Source organism: Burkholderia sp. GW821-FHT14F03, from assembly GCF_058803765.1.
In genome coordinates this window covers 118,821-135,803 of record NZ_JBXAPG010000005.1, presented here as the reverse complement: position 1 = coordinate 135,803, position 16,983 = coordinate 118,821, and the positions used below count along the sequence as shown (strand labels likewise).

Genomic DNA, 16,983 nt, shown 5'->3' with positions numbered 1-16,983 from the left:
GCGCCGTCACGACCGCGCCGTCACGACCGCGCCGTCACAACCGCGCCGCCACAACCGCGCCGCCACGACCGCGCCGCCACGACCGCGCCGCCACGACCGCGCCGTCACAACCGTATCGCCACGGCCGCGCCGTCACGGCCTTGCTGTCGGGCCTCTGCCGTCACGGTTTCGCGGCCACGGCCTCGCGGTCGCGATCCCGATGTGGCGGACTTCGCCGTCGCGCCCGCGACGTTCGCGCCACCGGCCCCTGAGCGCCGCCTCCCAAGCGCTGGCCCCTACGCGCCGGCCTGAGCCGCTTCGCCTCTCAACTGCGTGCAAGCGGCGGCAATCTCCGCCGCGAGCGCCATGCACGACAGCGGCGCGGAGCCTTCCGCCTTGTTGTTGATCGTGATGAGGACCGGCTGCCCGGCGAGCACGTAGCGCGCCGCGAGTTCGGCGAGCGCCGCGCGCGTGTTCGGATCCTCGTCGACGAGCTTGTCGAACGGCTCGTACTTCGCCTTCGCCTGCTCGTACTTGAATCCGCCGTGCAGGCTCCAGCGCACGATCAGCGGCCCGGCCGGCGCATCGCCGTCGAGCAGCGCGAGCGCGGCCGCCTGGCGCAATGGATCCGGCATCCGCGCGTGCAGCCCCACGCAATAACGCACCCGCGCGGCCGCGAGCGCGCGGATGAAGCGCGGCGTCAGCAGGCACGCGTCGCGGATCTCGATCGCGTAGCGCGGGCCGTCGGGCTCGTCCGGCAGGGGCGGCAGCGCCGCGAAGAAGGCGCTCAGGCGATCGATCAGCGCGGCCGGATCGGCGAGCAGCGCATCGGGCAGCGGCGAGAACTGGAACACCAGCGCGCCCGCCTTGCGGCCGAGGCCCTCCAGGCAGGGCCGCACGAATTCGTCGGCGGCGAGCTGCGCATTGAGGAACGCGGGATTCGGCCCGGCCGGTTCGCCGCGCGTGCCGCGCACCACCGCGTCGGTCACCGATGCGGGCGCCTTGACGACGAAGCGGAATTCATCGGGCACCTGCTGCGCGTAGCGCAGGTAGTCGGCCACGCTGAGCGGCGCGTAGAACGAGCGGTCGAGGCTCACGCTGCGCAGCAGCGGATGCGCGCCGTACGCTTCCAGCCCCTCGCGGGACAGCTTCTGCTGCGCGTAGTCGTCGCCGTAGACGATCCCGCTCCAGCCCGGAAAGTGCCATGACGACGTGCCCAGTCGAACCCGCGGCGGCAGCGCGGCGGCCGCCGCCGCGACCTCGGGCGTGGGGGCGGCGGGCAGCACGCCGCGGCGTCGGGGGCGTTTGCGCGCGGCGTCGGGCGCGGCGTCGACGCCGGGCAGCGCGGCCGTCAGGGCAGGGGCCTCGGCGTCGCGCGGGCGGGCGGCGGCGGGCGTTCGCGCGGGGCGTTCGCCTGCCGCGTCGGGAGCGGAGGCTGCGGGCGCGCCGCCGAACAGGTCGAATTGGCCGTCGTGGTCCTGTCCGGCGCCTGCGGCGCCGTCCTCCGGTTGTGTTGGCGCCGGAGTGCGCAGCGTCCTGCCGTCACCCATGCATCGTCGTGTCAGTGCGCCGCCTAGCGCGGCAGCGCGTGTTCGTACATGTAGCGCCGCGACCAGGGCAGCGTTTTCGCGCTGCGGCCCGCCTTGCGGCACACGATCTGGAAGATCGACACGTCGTCGTGTTCGAACGCATACGCACAGCCGGCGAGGTAGACGCGCCAGATGCGGAATTTTTCGTCGTCGACGAGCGCCCTGGCTTCCTCGGCCTTCGCTTCGAAGTTCTCGGTCCAGATGTCGAGCGTGCGCGCATAGTGCCGACGCAGGCTCTCGACGTCAACCGCCTCGAGGCCGCCGCGCTGCGCGGCTTCGAGCGCGAGGCTCAGGTGCGGCAGCTCGCCGTCCGGGAACACGTAGCGGTCGATGAACTCGCCGCCGCCGAGCGCCGTCTCGCCGCTCTCGGCGTCGCTGGAGGTGATGCCGTGGTTCATCGCGACGCCGTCGTCGGCGAGCAGCTCGCGCACGTGCGCGAAGTAGGTCGGCAGGTTCTTGCGGCCGACGTGCTCGAACATCCCGACGCTCGTGATCCGATCAAACTGGCCCTCGACGTCGCGGTAGTCCTGCAGCCGGATCTCGATCTGGCCTTCGAGGCCCGCGCGCTTCACGCGCTCGGTCGCGAGGTCGAACTGGTTCTGCGACAGCGTGACGCCGACGCAGCGCGCGCCGAACTTCTGCGCGGCGCGCAGCACCAGCGCGCCCCAGCCGCAGCCGATGTCGAGCAGGCGCTGGCCGGGCTGCAGCTGGATCTTGGTCAGGATGTGATCGATCTTCTTGATCTGCGCGGTGGCGAGATCCTCGTCGCCGTTCTCGAAGTACGCGCACGAGTACACCATGTTCTCGTCGAGCCACAGCCGGTAGAACTCGTTGGAGACGTCGTAGTGATACTGGATCGCCTTCTTGTCCGACGATTTCGAATGATTGAAGTAGCGCTTCACGCGCGCGAGCTTGCCCGCGTTCGTCACGGTGCTGCGCGCGAGCGAATAGCTGATGTTGATGATGTCGGAGACCTTGCCCTCGATGTCGATCTTGCCCTTCACGTAGGCCTCGCCGAGATTGTCGAGGCTCGGGTCGAGCAGCAGCGGCAGCGCCGACGCGGTGTTGACCTTGAGCGTGACCTGCGGCGCCGCGAAGGTCCCGAAATCGAGCTGCTGGCCGTTCCACAACACGAGGCGCGCCGGCAGGTCCGCCTTCGCCCGTACTTCGTCTGCCCACTGTGCCAGCTTCTTTTCCCAGAACATTTGGATTCTCCGTTGTCTGTTGAAATGAATACAGCCTAGTTTTCGACCGGGCAGGCGAGCCTCACGCGCCCCGCGCCTGCCTGGGTGCAACACGAAACACGCGCGACGGCGCGCCGCGTCTTACGGCGACAGCCGCGACACGCTCCACCCCTGCGCCGCGCGCGTATACAGCAGACGGTCGTGCAGCCGCGACGGACGGCCCTGCCAGAATTCGATGCTGTCCGGCACCACGCGGTAGCCGCCCCAGTGCGGCGGGCGCGGCGGATGTTCGCCGTAGCGCGCGCTGATGTCGCGCTCGCGCGCTTCCAGCACCGCGCGGCTTTCGATCACCGCGCTCTGCTCCGACGCCCACGCGCCGATGCGCGAGCCGAGCGGGCGCGACGCGAAATAGCGGTCGCTCTCCTCGGCGCTCGTCTTCTCGATGCGGCCTTCGATGCGCACCTGGCGCTCCAGCTCGATCCAGTAGAACAGCAGCGCCGCGTGCGGATTGGCGCCGAGATCGTGGCCCTTGCGGCTGTCGTAGTTGGTGAAGAAGACGAAGCCGCGTTCGTCGACCGCCTTGATCAGCACGATGCGCGCCGACGGCCGGCCCTCGGCGTCGGCCGTGGCAAGCGTCATCGTGTTCGGTTCGGGCAGCTGCGCGCTGAGCGCTTCCTTGAACCAGGCGTCGAACTGGACGAACGGGTTCGGATTGACGTCGGCTTCATCGAGCGACGCGCGCGAGTAATTGATGCGGAGATCGGCAAGAGTCGTCATTTTTTATGCGGACACTTCAAGCGGGAATCAGTATAACGAAGGTGGGAAAAACCTGCGTGACCGCGACGCGGCAGCAGTTTAGTGCGGCGTTGAGGCAAAATAGAAGGTCGAACAACTTTCATTCAGCTTACTTTTATGCCGCGCGCCGATGCTATTGCGACAGAAACCGATGTTACTCCGGGCGTGCCGGATCAGCTTGACGCGGATCGCGTGCGGCGCTTCGGCGGGGTCGCGCGGCTGTACGGGGCGCCGGCGCTGGCCGCGTTCGAGCGTGCGCGGGTCGCGGTGATCGGCATCGGCGGGGTCGGTTCGTGGGCGGCCGAGGCGCTCGCGCGCAGCGCGGTCGGCGCGCTCACGCTGATCGATCTCGACAATGTGGCGGAGAGCAACACGAATCGCCAGATCCACGCGCTCGACGGCAACTACGGCAAGCCGAAGGTCGACGCGATGGCCGAGCGGATCGCGCTGATCGATCCGGCGTGCCGGGTCGACACGGTCGAGGATTTCGTCGAACCGGACAACTTCGAGCAATTGCTCGGCGGCGGCTTCGACTATGTGATCGACGCGATCGACAGCGTGCGCACCAAGGTCGCGCTGATCGCGTGGTGCGTCGCGCGCGGGCAGCCGCTGATCACGGTGGGCGGCGCGGGCGGCCAGTTCGACCCGACCCGGATCCGCATCGACGATCTCGCCAATACGATCCAGGATCCGCTGCTGTCGAAGGTGCGCGCGCAACTGCGCAAGTCGCACGGCTTTCCGCGCGGGCCGAAGGCGCGCTTCAAGGTGGACGCGGTGTATTCGGACGAGCCGCTGATCTATCCGGAGCCCGCGCAGGCCGACGCCTGCGCGCTCGACGCGGACGCCGCGCCGGCCGGCCCGGCCGGCCTCAATTGCGCGGGTTTCGGCTCCAGCGTGTGCGTGACCGCGAGCTTCGGCTTCGCCGCGTCCGCTCACGTGCTGAGGGCGCTGGCCGCGCGCGCCTGAGGCGCGCGGGCGGCGTGCTCAGTGAAGCGCGGCGCTCAGCTTGCGCCGCCACGCGGCCACCAGCTGCGGCTGGTCGGCCGCCATCTCGAACACCGAAATCATCGTCTTGCGGCCGAGATCATCGCCGTAGGCGCGGTCGCGCGTGACGATCTCGAACAGCTGGTCGAGCGCGCCGTCGTACGCGCGTCGCGCGATCAGGCTTTGCGCGAGGTCGAAGCGTGCGTCGAGATCGGCGGGATCGGCCGCGATGCGCGCCTCGAGCGCGTCGGTCGGCGGCAGGTCGGCGCTCGCCTCGAGCGCCTCGAAGCGGGTCTTGAGCGCCTGGTAGCGCGGGTCGCCGTTCTGTTCCAGCAGCGGCGACAGGCGGGTCGCCTCGTCGCGCGCCGCGTCGGTTTCGTTGAGCGCGAGCTGTAGCTCGATCAGGTCGAGCCGCGCGTCGTCGTAGCCCGGATTCAGCGCGAGCGCGGCTTTCAGGTGCGCGACGGCGTCGTCGACGCGCTCCTCGGCCAGCGCGGCCTGCGCCGCGATCCGCTCGGCTTCCTCGGCCGACGGCAGCAGCCGGTCGATGAATTCGCGCAACTGGCCCTCGGGCAGCACGCCGATGAACTGGTCGATCGGCTGGCCGTTCGCGAAGGCGATCACGTGCGGAATGCTGCGGGTCTGGAAATGCGCGGCCAGTTCCTGGTTGTCGTCGACGTTGACCTTGACGAGCCGCCAGCGGCCGTCGTATTCGCGCTCGAGCTTTTCGAGCAGCGGGCCGAGCGTCTTGCACGGGCCGCACCACGGGGCCCAGAAGTCGACCAGCACCGGGGCGTCGAGCGAGGCTTCGAGCACGTCGCGCTCGAAGGTGGCGAGAGTGGTATCCATGTCGTTCCCGTGAAATAAATGGCGTTCCGCCCGAACGTGAGGGCGGGCGGTGGTGTTTTCAATGCGGCGGCTTGCGTTCCGGCAGCGGGATCCATTCGGTTTCGCCCGGCACCTGGCCCATCCGCTGGTCGCGCCAGGCTTCCTTGGCCGCCTCGATCGTCGCGCGCGAGCTGGAGACGAAATTCCAGTCGACGAAGCGCTCGCCGTCGAGCCGGTCGCCGCCGAGCAGCATGACCCGCGCGCCGCCCGCGCTCGCGAGCGCGGCGCGCGCGCCCGGCGCGAGCACCGCCATGTGCGCGGCGTCGAGCGGCGTGCCGTCGATGCTCAGGTCGCCGTCGACCAGATAGACCGCGCGCTCCTCGTGGTCCGCGTCGAACCCGAGCGCCGTGCGCGCGCCGAAGCGCGCGGCCGCGTACAGCGTGCGCGAGAAGGTGGCGACGGGCGAGACCGCGCCGAACGCGTCGCCCGCGATCACCGTGAGCGCGACGCCGTCGCGCTCGAGCGCGGGCAGCGTCGCGGCCGGGTGATGCGCGAACGACGGCTCGCCCGCTTCGTGCGCGAGCGGCAGCGCGACCCAGGTCTGGATGCCGTGGATCGTCTGGCCGCGCCGGCGCACGTCGTCCGGCGTGCGCTCGGAGTGCACGATGCCGCGTCCGGCCGTCATCCAGTTCACGTCGCCGGGCACGATCGTCTGCACCGAGCCCAGGCTGTCGCGGTGCAGGATCGCGCCGTCGAACAGGTAGGTGACGGTCGCGAGCCCGATGTGCGGATGCGGACGCACGTCGAGGCCCGCGCCCGCCGGCAGTTCGGCGGGCCCCATGTGGTCGAAGAAGATGAACGGACCGACGAGGCGCGCGGCCAGCGCGGGCAGCGTGCGGCGCACCTGCAGGTTGCCGATGTCGCGGACGTGGGGCTTCAGGATCGTCTTGATCGCATCGCTCATGGAGGCTCCTGGCAGACGGCGGGGCGGGGATGCGGCTCATTGTACCGGCCGCGCGCGCAGCCGGCCGGCGGCGGCGGTAAGATGTGCGTCTCAAAAAAAGAGGAGACGAGGACGATGGCCCCGAGGGATGGACTGCAGGCGTTGCTGGTGGTGCTCGCGTGGGGCGTCAGCTTCGTCGTGATCAAGGTGGGGCTGCACGGCGTGCCGCCGCTGCTGCTCGGCGCGCTGCGCTTCGTGTTCGCGGCGCTGCCCGCGGTGTTTTTCGTGCGCCGCCCGCCGCTGCCGTGGCGCCTGATCGCGCTCTACAGCGCGACGATCCTGTTCGGCCAGTTCGTGTTCCTGTTCGTCGCGATGAACGTCGGCATGCCGGCCGGGCTCGCGTCGCTGGTGCTGCAGGCGCAGGCGTTCCTCACGCTGCTGTTCGCGCGCGGCTTCGTCGGCGAGCGGCTGCAGGCGCGCAGCGTCGTCGGCCTGGCGATCGCCGCGCTCGGCCTCGCCGTGATCGCGTCGCGCGGCGGCCGGACCATGATGTTCGCCGGGTTCGCGCTGACGCTGGCCGCCGCGGCGTGCTGGGCGCTCGGCAATGTCGTGACGAAGAAGGTCGGCCAGGTCGATCTGGTCGCGCTCGTGGTGTGGGCGAGCCTGTTGCCGCCGCTGCCGTTCTTCGCGCTGTCGCTCGTATTCGAGGGGCCGGCGCGGATCGCAACGGCGCTCGCGTCGCTGTCGGGCGCGTCGGTGTTCGCGATCGGCTATCTCGCGTTCATCTCGACGCTGTTCGGCTATGGCCTGTGGAGCCGCCTGCTCGCGCGCTATCCGGCCGCGCAGGTGGTGCCGTTCGCGCTGCTGGTGCCGATCATCGGGCTCGCGTCGGCGGCGCTGCTGCTCGGCGAGGCGCTGACGCGCGCCCAGCTCGTCGGCGCCGGGTGCGTGATGGCCGGCCTCGTCGTCAACGTATTCGGCGGTCGCCTCGCGCGGCGTTTCGCGCCGGCGTCGTGAGGCGATGCGGCGCGCTGCAAATGAAAACGCCTCGCGTCGGGCGAGGCGTGCGGGAGCGGCGCCGGCGCGGCGTCAGGTCATCCGGCTCTTCGCGAGCGGCGGGTTCGCCGCGAAATAGCGCTTGATGCCGCGGAAGATCGCATCGGCCATCTGGTCGCGATAGCTGTCGTCGTTGAGGCGGCGCTCCTCGTCCGGATTGCTGATGAACGCGGTCTCGACCAGGATCGACGGGATGTCGGGCGCCTTCAGCACCGCGAACCCGGCCTGCTCGACCGAGCCCTTGTGCAGCTTGTTGATGCCGCCGACTTCCTTGAGCACGTAGCTGCCGTAGCGCATCGAATCGCGGATCTGCGCGGTGGTCGACATGTCGAACAGCGCGCGGTTGACGGTGACGTCCTGGGTCTTGATGTTGATCCCGCCGATCAGGTCCGACGAGTTTTCCTTGTTCGCGAGCCAGCGCGCGGCGGCGCTCGACGCACCGTGGTCCGACAGCGCGAACACCGACGAACCGCGTGCGGACGGGGTCGTGAACGCGTCCGCGTGGATCGACACGAACAGATCCGCGCCGACCCGCCGCGCCTTCTGCACGCGCACGTTGAGCGGCACGAAGAAATCCGCGTCGCGCGTCATCATCGCGCGCATGTTCGGCGCGCCGTCGATCTTCGCGCGCAGCTTCTTCGCGATGTCGAGCGCGATGTGCTTCTCGTAGGTGCCGGCGCCGCCGATCGCGCCGGGGTCCTCGCCGCCGTGGCCCGGATCGATCGCGACCGTCAGCAGGCGGACCGTGCCGCCCTTGCCGGATTTCGGCGCGGTGAATGCGTAGGCGTCGCCGTCGTCGCTGTCGTCGTCCTTGCGGGCGATCGCGGGCGGCGGCTTCACGGCCGGGCGCGGCGGCGCGACGGCGGCCGCGGGCGGGGCCGGGCGCGCGGGCGCGGGGGCCGGGGTGTTCTGCGCGAAGCGCTGGAAGAACGCGTCGCTGTTGTCGCCCGCGCCGGCGGGCGGCGTGGTCGGGCCGTTGAGCGCGGCCGTCGGCGGCTGCGCCTGTTGCGCGCGCAGCGTGTCGTTGAGCTGCTGTTCCTTGCGTTCCGTCTGCGCGATCAGGTCGGACAGCGGATCCGGCGCGACGGCCGGATACAGGTCGAACACCAGCCGGTAGCGATAGGTGCCGACGGGCGGCAGCGTGAACACCTGCGGCTTCACGCTGCCCTTGAGGTCGAACACCATCCGCACCACGTGCGGCTGGTACTGGCCGACCCGCACCGACTGGATCTGCGGATCGTTCGGCGCGATCTTCGACACCAGGTCGCGCAGCGCCTGGTCGAGATCGAGGCCGGTCAGGTCGACCACGAGGCGGTCCGGGCCCTGCAGCAGCTGCTGGGTGTTCTGCAGCGGCTGGTCGGATTCGATCGTCACGCGCGTGTAATCGCGCGCGGGCCACACGCGCACGCCGAGCACCGACGAGGCATGGGCGAGGCGCGGCCCGACGAGCGCGAGCACGAGCGTGGATGCGCCCGCGCGCAGCACCTGGCGGCGGCGCCAGTTGTGGCTCGCGGTGGCCGCCGATTCGATCGAGCGGAACGGTTTGATCAACATCTTTCGAGACATGCGTTTCCTGAGGCACTGTACGCCCGCGCGGCGAGGGTGCGGCCGTCGCCGTCCACGTCGAGCGAGAACACGAGATCCGGCACGCCGAGCAGTGCGCCCGCCTGTTGCGGCCATTCGACGACGCAGATCGCGCCCGCGTCGAAATATTCCCGAAAGCCCGCGTCGGCCCATTCGGCCGGATCGCTAAAACGATACAGATCGAAGTGATACAGCATGAGTTCCCCATCCGGGCGTTCGAGCGCGTACGGCTCGACGAGCGTGTAGGTGGGGCTGCGCACCCGGCCCGCGTGGCCGAGGCCGCGCAGGATGGCCCGCACGAGGGTGGTCTTGCCCGCGCCGAGGTCGCCGACCAGCTGGATCTGCAGGCCGCCGAACGCCTGCCGGGCCTGCCGCTCGGCGCGCACCGCATCGAGCGCGGCCGCGCAGCGCCGGCCGAACGCGTCGGTGGCCGCTTCGTCGGCGAGCGGGAAAATGCGCTCGGCGAGGGGGGCGGGCAGGGCGGACGCGGCGGATATCGGACTGGGCTTCGCGGGCATTCTCGTAAAATAGGGCGATGGACAGATTTCCGGAACTCGCCGTGACAGATGCGCGCTCGATGGGCGATGAACACGCTGAACCGCGCCGCTTCGACGACGCGGCGCTGGCCGCGCTCGCGCTGCGCATCAAGGGATGGGGGCGCGAGCTGGGTTTCGGGTCGATCGGCATCAGCGACATCGACCTCTCGCATGCGGAGGCGGGGCTTGCCGCCTGGCTGGAAGCCGGATGCCACGGCGAGATGGATTATATGGCCAAACATGGGATGAAACGCGCGCGGCCGGCCGAACTTGTGGCCGGCACGCGACGCGTGATCTCGGCCCGGCTCGCCTATCTGCCCGCCGCGACGCGCGACGGCGAGGACGAGCGCGCGGGCGCCTGGCGCGCGCGCGAACTGGCCCGCGTCGACGATCCGGCCGCCGCGGTCGTCTCGATCTACGCGCGCGGACGCGACTATCACAAGGTGCTGCGCAACCGCCTGCAGACGCTCGCGGAGCGGATCGAGGCGGAGATCGGCGGGTTCGGCTACCGGGTGTTCACCGATTCGGCGCCGGTGCTGGAGGTCGAGCTCGCACAGCAGGCCGGCAACGGCTGGCGCGGCAAGCACACGCTGCTGCTCGAGCGCGATGCGGGCTCGCTGTTCTTCCTCGGCGAGATCTACGTCGACGTGCCGCTGCCGACCGACGCGGCGCTGGCCGCCGAGCCCGGCGCGCACTGCGGCAGCTGCACGCGCTGCCTCGACGCCTGTCCGACCGGCGCGATCGTCGAGCCGTACCGGGTCGACGCGCGGCTCTGCATCTCGTACCTGACGATCGAATTGAAAGGCAGCATTCCGGAGCCGCTGCGGCCGCTGATCGGCAACCGCGTGTACGGCTGCGACGATTGCCAGCTCGTGTGCCCGTGGAACAAGTTCGCGCAGGCGGCGCCCGTCGCCGACTTCGACGTGCGGCACGGCCTGGACCGCGCGACGCTGGTCGAGCTGTTCGGCTGGAGCGCGGCCGACTTCGACGCGCGGATGCAGGGCAGCGCGATCCGTCGCATCGGTTACGAGCGCTGGCTGCGCAACCTCGCGGTCGGGCTCGGCAATGCGCTGCGCGCGCCGCGCGAACGGCTCGCGCCCGAGGCGCGCGCGGCGATGGTCGAGGCGCTCGCGGCGCGCGCGGACGATCCGTCGCCGCTCGTGCGCGAGCACGTCGAATGGGCGCTGCGGGCCGCCTGAAGGCGGGTTAAAGTGGCGACTTCCCAGTGGAGACGACGATGTTCAATGCGGTAATCGATGCGCCGTTCGGCAAGGTCGGGATCCGGACCGGCGGCGGGCTCGTGCAGCAGATCCTCTATGTGCCCGTCTCGGTGCGCGACGTCGCGCCGGATTCGGCGCTCGCGAAGCGCGCCGTGCGTCAGATCGAGCGCTATTTCGAACGCGCGTCGGCGCGCTTCGACCTGCCGCTCGCGCCGGTCGGCACCGCGTTCCAGCAGCGTGTGTGGGCCGCGATCCGCGAGATTCCGCCGGGCGTCGTGCGCACCTACGGCCAGATCGCGAAGGAGGTCGGCACCGGGCCGCGCGCGGTCGGGCAGGCCTGCGGCGCGAACTACTTCTCGTTCGTGATTCCGTGTCACCGGGTGGTCGCCGCGGGCGGGATCGGCCCGTACGCGCACGGCGACACCGACGGCTATTACTTGCAGGTCAAGCGCTGGCTGCTTGCCCACGAAGGTATCCAGTACTGATGAAATCCGCTGTTTCCCCGCGCGATGCGGATGTGCGCGATGCGGCCGACGAGACCCCCGAGGCGCTCGCGAGCCGTGCGTCGATCGATCTGTTCTGCGACGCGCTGTGGCTCGAACACGGCCTGTCGCGCAACACGCTCGATGCCTACCGGCGCGACCTGAACCTGTTCTCGCACTGGCTCGCCGCGAGCCACGGCGCGCCGCTCGACCAGGCGAGCGAGGCGCTCGTGACGGGCTACATCGCGGCGCGCAGCGACGGCAAGGCGAGTTCGTCGAACCGCCGCCTGTCGGTATTCCGGCGCTATTACGGCTGGGCGGTGCGCGAGCATCGCGCGGCCGCCGATCCGACGCTGCGGATCGTGTCGGCGAAGCAGCCCGCGCGCTTTCCGTCGACGCTGTCCGAGGCGCAGGTCGAGTCGCTGCTCGCCGCGCCCGACGTCGCCACGCCGCTCGGCCTGCGCGACCGGACCATGCTCGAACTGATGTATGCGAGCGGGCTGCGGGTCAGCGAGCTGGTGACGCTGAAGACGGTCGAGGTCGGCCTGAACGACGGCGTCGTGCGGGTGATGGGCAAGGGCTCGAAGGAGCGCCTCGTGCCGTTCGGCGAGGTGGCGCACGGCTGGATCGAGCGCTATCTGCGCGAGGCGCGGCCCGCGCTGCTGGGCCAGCGCGCGGCCGATGCGCTGTTCGTGACCGCGCGCGGCGACGGCATGACCCGCCAGCAGTTCTGGAACATCATCAAGCGCCACGCGCAGCAGGCCGGCGTGCGCGCGCATCTGTCGCCGCATACGCTGCGCCACGCGTTCGCGACCCACCTGCTGAACCACGGCGCGGACCTGCGGGTCGTGCAACTGCTGCTCGGCCACAGCGATATCTCGACCACCCAGATCTACACGCACGTCGCCCGCGAACGACTGAAGACGCTGCACGCGGCGCATCATCCGCGCGGCTGAGCGCGGCGGGGCTGGAGCAGCGCGCGCAGCCGGTGCTTGAGGATCTTGCCGGTCGACGCGGCGGGCAGCGCGTCGAGCACGCGGATGCGCGCGGGGCGCTTGTACGGCGCGAGCCGCTCGGCGCACCACCGCGCCAGTTCGTCGGCCTCGAACGGCACCCCGGGCGCCAGCTCGACGAAGGCGATCACTTCCTCGTTGCCCTCGACCGCGTGTCCGACCACCGCCGATTGCACGACGGCGGGGTGCGCGTTCAGCACTTGCTCGACCTCGGCCGGATAGACATTGAAACCCGAACGGATGATCAGTTCCTTGCTGCGCCCGGCGATCGTGAGGGCGCCGTCGTCCCCGAGACGGCCGAGGTCGCCGGTCCGCAGCCAGCCGTCCGCGTCGATCGCCGCCCGCGTCGCGGCCGGGTCGCGGTAGTAGCCGAGCATCAGGTTCGGCCCGCACACCCGGATCTCGCCGGTGGCGCCGGGAGCGACGGGCGAGCCGTCCGCCGCGACGATGCGCAGCGCGACGCCGGGAATCGGCACGCCGACCGAGCAGTCCGCGCGCGGCGCGTCGAGCGGCGTCTGCGTGATGGTCGGGCTGCTCTCGGTCATGCCGTAGCCGTTGTGCAAGGTCACGCCATAGACGCGCTCGACGCGCGCCTTCAGGTCCGCGTCGAGCGGCGAGCCGCCCGAGTACGCGAAGCGCAGGCGCGGCGCGTGCCAGCGGTGGCCGTGGGTCTGCATGTGCTCGAGCAGCTTCGCGTGCATGGCCGGCACGCCCTGGAAGATCGTCACGCCTTCGTCGGCGAGCGCGCGGCGCGCGGCCTCCGGGGCGAAGCGCGGCGCGAGCCGCAGCGTCGCGCCCGCGTACAGGCTGCCGAGGCAGACCGACGCGAGCCCGTAGACGTGCGAGATCGGCAGCACGGCGTAGACGAGATCGTCGGGCGACACGCGGCGCAGGGTGCTCGACACCGCCGCGATATACAGCAGGTTGCGGTGCGACAGCATCACGCCCTTGGGCGTGCCGGTGGTGCCCGTCGTGTAGATGAGCGCCGCGCACTGGCGGGCCGCGGCGTCGGCGACGGGCTCGGCGTGCGCATCGGGATCGGCGCGGTGCGACCACGCGCCGAAGTCGACCGCGAGCGGCTCGGCCGCTTGCGCGCGATGCCGCTCCGCGTGCGCGCGGGCGTCGGGCGACGCCTCGATCGCGAACGCGATCAGGCGGGGCCGCGCGTGCGCGGCGATCGCGTCCAGTTCGGCCGCCGCCAGCCGCGCGTTGGAGACGAGCGCCCACGCGTCCAGCCGGGCGGCGGCGAACAGCAGGACGATCTGCGCGACGCTGTTTTCCGCGACGATCATCACGCGGTCGCCGCCGCGCACGCCGAGCCGGGCGAGCCGCTCGGCCGTGGCGTCGACGGCGTGCGCGAGCTGTGCGTAGGTGAGCGTGCGCGCATCCTCGATCAAGGCGGGACGATGCGGGTCGCGTTGCGCCGCAAGCGACGGCAACGCGGCGATCCGGGAAGGCAGCGCGGCGAGCAGCGCCGGCAGGTCGAGGCCGGAAGTCGGGATCATGGCGTCTCCGTGACGGGGCGGCGAGACGCCGCCCTGAATTTGCGAACGATCGTGCCATGCGGGCGCCGCCTGCACAACCGGCCAATCGGACAATAGTTTCTCGCGGCGCGCGCAATTAAAATGCGGGCATGAGCAAATCCAGACATGTTTCGGAAACGCCCGCGACGCAGTTCCTGCGCCGCCACGGCGTTGCCTTCGAGGAACACCTGTACGACTACGTCGAGCACGGCGGCACCGGCGAGTCCGCGCGCCAGCTCGGCGTCGACGAGCACGTCGTGGTCAAGACGCTCGTGATGGAAGACGAGCATGCGAAGCCGCTGATCGTGCTGATGCATGGCGACCGCACCGTATCGACCAAGAACCTCGCGCGGCAGATCGGCGCGAAGCGGGTCGAGCCGTGCAGGCCCGAGGTCGCGAACCGGCATTCCGGCTACCTGGTCGGGGGCACCTCGCCGTTCGGCACGAAAAAGGCGATGCCGGTGTACGTCGAGGCGAGCATCCTCGAATTGCCGTCGATCTACCTGAACGGCGGCCGGCGCGGCTATCTCGTGCGCCTCGCGCCGGCGGCGCTGACGACCCTGCTCGATGCGCGCGCCGTGCAGTGCGCGAGCGTCGACTGAGGGTTCGACCCACGCTGTTCGGCGCGCCGCTTCGGTAGAATGGGCGCCGCCGCGGTTCCGCCGGCCGGGCCCGCTCCTGTCGGGGCCGCGCCGGCCGGGCCGCTTCTCCAATCCGTTTGTTGAAACAAGAGTGCTTCGCATGCAGATTCTGCTCGCGGCCATTGCCGCCTACCTGATCGGATCGATCTCGTTCGCCGTCGTCGTCAGCGCCACCATGGGGCTCGCCGATCCGCGCTCGTACGGGTCGAAGAACCCGGGCGCCACCAACGTGCTGCGCAGCGGCAACAAGAAGGCCGCGATCCTGACGCTCGTCGGCGACGCCTTCAAGGGCTGGCTCGCCGTCTGGCTGGTGCGGCATTTCGGCATCGGCGGCGAGATCGGCGTCGCGTGCGCGGCGCTCGCGGTGTTCCTCGGCCACCTGTATCCGGTGTTCTTCCGCTTCCAGGGCGGCAAGGGCGTGGCGACCGCGGCCGGCGTGCTGCTCGCGATACACCCGGTGCTCGGGCTCGCGACCGCGCTGACCTGGCTGATCATCGCGTTCTTCTTCCGCTATTCGTCGCTCGCGGCGCTGGTTGCCGCGGTGTTCGCGCCGGTGTTCGACGTGTTCCTGTTCGGCACGCACGGCAATCCGGTCGCCTGGGCCGTGCTGGCGATGAGCGTGCTGCTCGTGTGGCGGCATCGCGCCAATATCTCGAAGCTGCTCGCCGGCCAGGAAAGCCGGATCGGCGACAAGAAGAAGGCGGACGCGTCCGCCGGCGACGGGCAGGGCTGAGGCTCCGTCCGCCGCATCGCCGGCCCGTGCGGGCCGGCGGTCGCGCGCTCAGTCGCGGAAGTTGTTGAAGTCGAGCGGCGTGTTGGTCACGTCCTTGCGCAGCATCGCGATCACGCTCTGCAGGTCGTCGCGCTTCGTGCCGGTGACGCGCACCGCGTCGCCCTGGATGCTGGCCTGGACCTTGATCTTGCTGTCCTTGACGAGCCGCACGATCTTCTTCGCGAGGTCGCCCGTCACGCCCTTCTTGATCGTCACGACCTGCTTGACCTTGTCGCCGCCGATCTTCTCGATCTTGCCGTACTCGAGGAAGCGCACGTCGACGTTGCGCTTGGCCATCTTGTTGATCAGCACGTCCTTGACCTGGCCGAGCTTGAAATCGTCGTCGGCGAACATCGTCAGTTCGCGCTCCTTCTGCTCGACGCGCGCGTCGGAGCCCTTGAAATCGAAGCGCGTCGAGATTTCCTTGTTCGACTGCTCGATGGCGTTCTTCACTTCGATCATGTTCGCTTCGGAAACGACGTCGAACGATGGCATGGCATTCTCCCTGTATAACGTGCGGCCCGCGCGGACCCGCGCGGGCACTCTATAATTGCGGACCGGCCGCCATTTTACCGGTGCCCCCCCATTTGCCCAAGGCCGACGGCCTGCCTGCCCAACCGCGATCCCCGATGTCCTGCCCTGATTCCCCGCTTGCGCTCCTGCCCGACTATCCGCTGCGAACCCACAACACGTTCGGTTTCGAGGTGCGTGCGCGGCTCGCCGCGCGGGTCGCGACGGCCGGCCAGTTCGCCTCGCTCGCGGCCGATCCGCGGGTCGCGGGTCTCGCGCCGCTGGTGCTCGGCGGCGGCAGCAACGTGGTGTTCACCGGCGACATCAGCGGGCTCGTGCTGCTCAACGAGATCGCCGGGCGCACGGTGGTTCGCGAGGAGGCGGATGCGTGGTACGTGCGCGCGGGCGGCGGCGAGAACTGGCATGCGTTCGTCGCCTGGACGCTCGATGCGGGCATGCCGGGCCTCGAGAATCTCGCGCTGATCCCGGGCACGGTCGGCGCCGCGCCGATCCAGAACATCGGCGCCTACGGCCTGGAGATGCGAGCTTATTTCGATTCGCTGGAGGCGGTCGAGCTGGCGACCGGCGAGACCGTCGGGTTCGACGCCGCGCGCTGCGCGTTCGGCTATCGCGACAGCTTCTTCAAACGGGCGGGGCGCGGGCGTTTTGCGATCGTCGCCGTGACGTTCCGGCTGCCGAAGGTGTGGACGCCGCGGCTCGGTTACGCCGACGTCGCGCGCGAGCTGGACGCGCGCGGGATCGCCGCCGGCGCGGCGACGCCGCGCGAGGTGTTCGATGCGGTCGTCGCGATCCGGCGCGCGAAACTGCCCGATCCGGGCGTGCTCGGCAATGCCGGCAGTTTTTTCAAGAACCCGGTGATTCCCGCCGCCCAATTCGAGGCGCTGCGCGCGCGCGAGCCGGACCTGGTGTCCTATCCTCAGCCGGACGGGCAGGTGAAGCTCGCGGCGGGCTGGCTGATCGACCGGTGTGGCTGGAAGGGCCGCGCGCTCGGGGCGGCGGCGGTGCATGAGCGTCAGGCGCTCGTGCTCGTGAATCGCGGCGGCGCATCGGGCGCGGACGTGCTCGCGCTCGCCGATGCGATCCGCGGCGACGTCAGCGCGCGCTTCGGCGTCGAGCTGGAGGCGGAGCCGGTGTGTCTGTGAGGTTGCGGCTGCACGCCTGAAGCGGGCGGCGCGCGGGCGACAGCCGCTGCCGGCTGCGCGGGTCCGGCCGTCAGGATGCGGGAGCATGCCCCGCGCGACCGGCAGCGGCAGCGGCGGCGGGGCGGCCGATGCGCGCCGTCGGGGCCGCGCCTGTACGGGAAGCGGCGGCCCGGCGGCGACG

At 70.5% G+C, this 16,983-nt stretch carries 17 protein-coding genes; 8 read left to right on the top strand and 9 right to left on the bottom strand.

Annotation, left to right across the window (positions count from 1 at the left end; translation table 11 throughout):
- Positions 1 to 275: 275 nt before the first annotated feature.
- From AC1RQF_RS05545 to pdxH, 3 genes are all read right to left on the bottom strand, one after another.
- A complete protein-coding gene (locus tag AC1RQF_RS05545; protein WP_492871490.1) occupies positions 276 to 1,529 on the bottom strand; it encodes a DUF72 domain-containing protein in 1,254 nt (417 codons plus the stop codon).
- A gap of 23 nt (positions 1,530 to 1,552) precedes the next feature.
- The gene (locus tag AC1RQF_RS05540) at positions 1,553 to 2,773 is read right to left on the bottom strand and encodes an SAM-dependent methyltransferase (RefSeq protein ID WP_273998873.1); all 1,221 of its coding nucleotides are present in this window, start codon (positions 2,771 to 2,773) and stop codon (positions 1,553 to 1,555) included.
- Between the two features lie 120 nt (positions 2,774 to 2,893).
- Positions 2,894 to 3,529, bottom strand: a complete 636-nt coding sequence (pdxH, locus tag AC1RQF_RS05535; protein WP_273998872.1) for a pyridoxamine 5'-phosphate oxidase — start codon at positions 3,527 to 3,529, stop codon at positions 2,894 to 2,896.
- A 135-nt stretch (positions 3,530 to 3,664) separates the two neighbouring features.
- On the opposite strand from pdxH, the gene tcdA reads away from it, so the two are divergent.
- Entirely contained in the window at positions 3,665 to 4,513 is an 849-nt protein-coding gene (gene tcdA, locus AC1RQF_RS05530; protein ID WP_273998871.1) for a tRNA cyclic N6-threonylcarbamoyladenosine(37) synthase TcdA, read from the top strand.
- A gap of 18 nt (positions 4,514 to 4,531) precedes the next feature.
- Here tcdA and trxA read toward each other — a convergent pair whose 3' ends face one another.
- Both trxA and AC1RQF_RS05520 read right to left on the bottom strand, forming a co-directional pair.
- Positions 4,532 to 5,380, bottom strand: coding sequence for a thioredoxin (gene trxA, locus AC1RQF_RS05525; RefSeq protein WP_273998869.1), 849 nt, complete (start codon positions 5,378 to 5,380; stop codon positions 4,532 to 4,534).
- Positions 5,381 to 5,438: 58 nt separating this feature from the next.
- On the bottom strand, positions 5,439 to 6,323 hold the full coding sequence (locus tag AC1RQF_RS05520; RefSeq protein WP_492871488.1) for a pirin family protein: 885 nt from the start codon (positions 6,321 to 6,323) through the stop codon (positions 5,439 to 5,441).
- Positions 6,324 to 6,437: 114 nt separating this feature from the next.
- On the opposite strand from AC1RQF_RS05520, the gene AC1RQF_RS05515 reads away from it, so the two are divergent.
- Positions 6,438 to 7,319: an EamA family transporter gene (locus AC1RQF_RS05515; protein WP_492871487.1), complete on the top strand. Its 882-nt coding sequence runs from the start codon at positions 6,438 to 6,440 to the stop codon at positions 7,317 to 7,319.
- Between the two features lie 72 nt (positions 7,320 to 7,391).
- Here the strand turns inward: AC1RQF_RS05515 and AC1RQF_RS05510 are convergent, their stop codons facing one another.
- Both AC1RQF_RS05510 and tsaE read right to left on the bottom strand, forming a co-directional pair.
- A complete protein-coding gene (locus AC1RQF_RS05510; protein WP_273998866.1) occupies positions 7,392 to 8,924 on the bottom strand; it encodes an N-acetylmuramoyl-L-alanine amidase in 1,533 nt (510 codons plus the stop codon).
- On the bottom strand, positions 8,906 to 9,460 hold the full coding sequence (gene tsaE / locus AC1RQF_RS05505; RefSeq protein WP_273998865.1) for a tRNA (adenosine(37)-N6)-threonylcarbamoyltransferase complex ATPase subunit type 1 TsaE: 555 nt from the start codon (positions 9,458 to 9,460) through the stop codon (positions 8,906 to 8,908). Before tsaE ends, AC1RQF_RS05510 begins: the two co-directional genes overlap by 19 nt.
- A 17-nt stretch (positions 9,461 to 9,477) precedes the next feature.
- On the opposite strand from tsaE, the gene queG reads away from it, so the two are divergent.
- From queG to xerD, 3 genes are read left to right on the top strand one after another with little or no spacing between them, the layout of a single operon-like run.
- Positions 9,478 to 10,677, top strand: coding sequence for a tRNA epoxyqueuosine(34) reductase QueG (queG, locus tag AC1RQF_RS05500; RefSeq protein ID WP_273998864.1), 1,200 nt, complete (start codon positions 9,478 to 9,480; stop codon positions 10,675 to 10,677).
- A gap of 38 nt (positions 10,678 to 10,715) precedes the next feature.
- On the top strand, positions 10,716 to 11,183 hold the full coding sequence (locus AC1RQF_RS05495; protein ID WP_273998863.1) for a methylated-DNA--[protein]-cysteine S-methyltransferase: 468 nt from the start codon (positions 10,716 to 10,718) through the stop codon (positions 11,181 to 11,183).
- Positions 11,183 to 12,136, top strand: coding sequence for a site-specific tyrosine recombinase XerD (xerD, locus tag AC1RQF_RS05490; protein ID WP_273998862.1), 954 nt, complete (start codon positions 11,183 to 11,185; stop codon positions 12,134 to 12,136). The genes AC1RQF_RS05495 and xerD overlap by 1 nt, the downstream gene beginning before the upstream one ends.
- Here the strand turns inward: xerD and AC1RQF_RS05485 are convergent.
- Positions 12,121 to 13,698 carry a class I adenylate-forming enzyme family protein gene (locus AC1RQF_RS05485; protein ID WP_492871486.1) on the bottom strand — a complete coding sequence of 526 codons (1,578 nt, stop codon included), beginning with the start codon at positions 13,696 to 13,698 and terminating at the stop codon, positions 12,121 to 12,123. The genes xerD and AC1RQF_RS05485 overlap by 16 nt on opposite strands.
- A 128-nt stretch (positions 13,699 to 13,826) precedes the next feature.
- Between AC1RQF_RS05485 and ybaK the strand changes: the two genes are divergently transcribed.
- Positions 13,827 to 14,318, top strand: coding sequence for a Cys-tRNA(Pro) deacylase (ybaK, locus tag AC1RQF_RS05480; RefSeq protein ID WP_273998860.1), 492 nt, complete (start codon positions 13,827 to 13,829; stop codon positions 14,316 to 14,318).
- A gap of 139 nt (positions 14,319 to 14,457) precedes the next feature.
- On the top strand, positions 14,458 to 15,090 hold the full coding sequence (gene plsY, locus AC1RQF_RS05475; RefSeq protein ID WP_273998858.1) for a glycerol-3-phosphate 1-O-acyltransferase PlsY: 633 nt from the start codon (positions 14,458 to 14,460) through the stop codon (positions 15,088 to 15,090).
- A 48-nt stretch (positions 15,091 to 15,138) separates the two neighbouring features.
- Here plsY and AC1RQF_RS05470 read toward each other — a convergent pair whose 3' ends face one another.
- Entirely contained in the window at positions 15,139 to 15,624 is a 486-nt protein-coding gene (locus tag AC1RQF_RS05470) for a YajQ family cyclic di-GMP-binding protein (RefSeq protein WP_492871485.1), read from the bottom strand.
- Positions 15,625 to 15,758: 134 nt separating this feature from the next.
- On the opposite strand from AC1RQF_RS05470, the gene murB reads away from it, so the two are divergent.
- Positions 15,759 to 16,802 (top strand): UDP-N-acetylmuramate dehydrogenase, encoded by a 1,044-nt coding sequence (murB, locus tag AC1RQF_RS05465; protein WP_492871484.1) that lies wholly within the window; start codon positions 15,759 to 15,761, stop codon positions 16,800 to 16,802.
- Positions 16,803 to 16,983 lie beyond the last annotated feature (181 nt).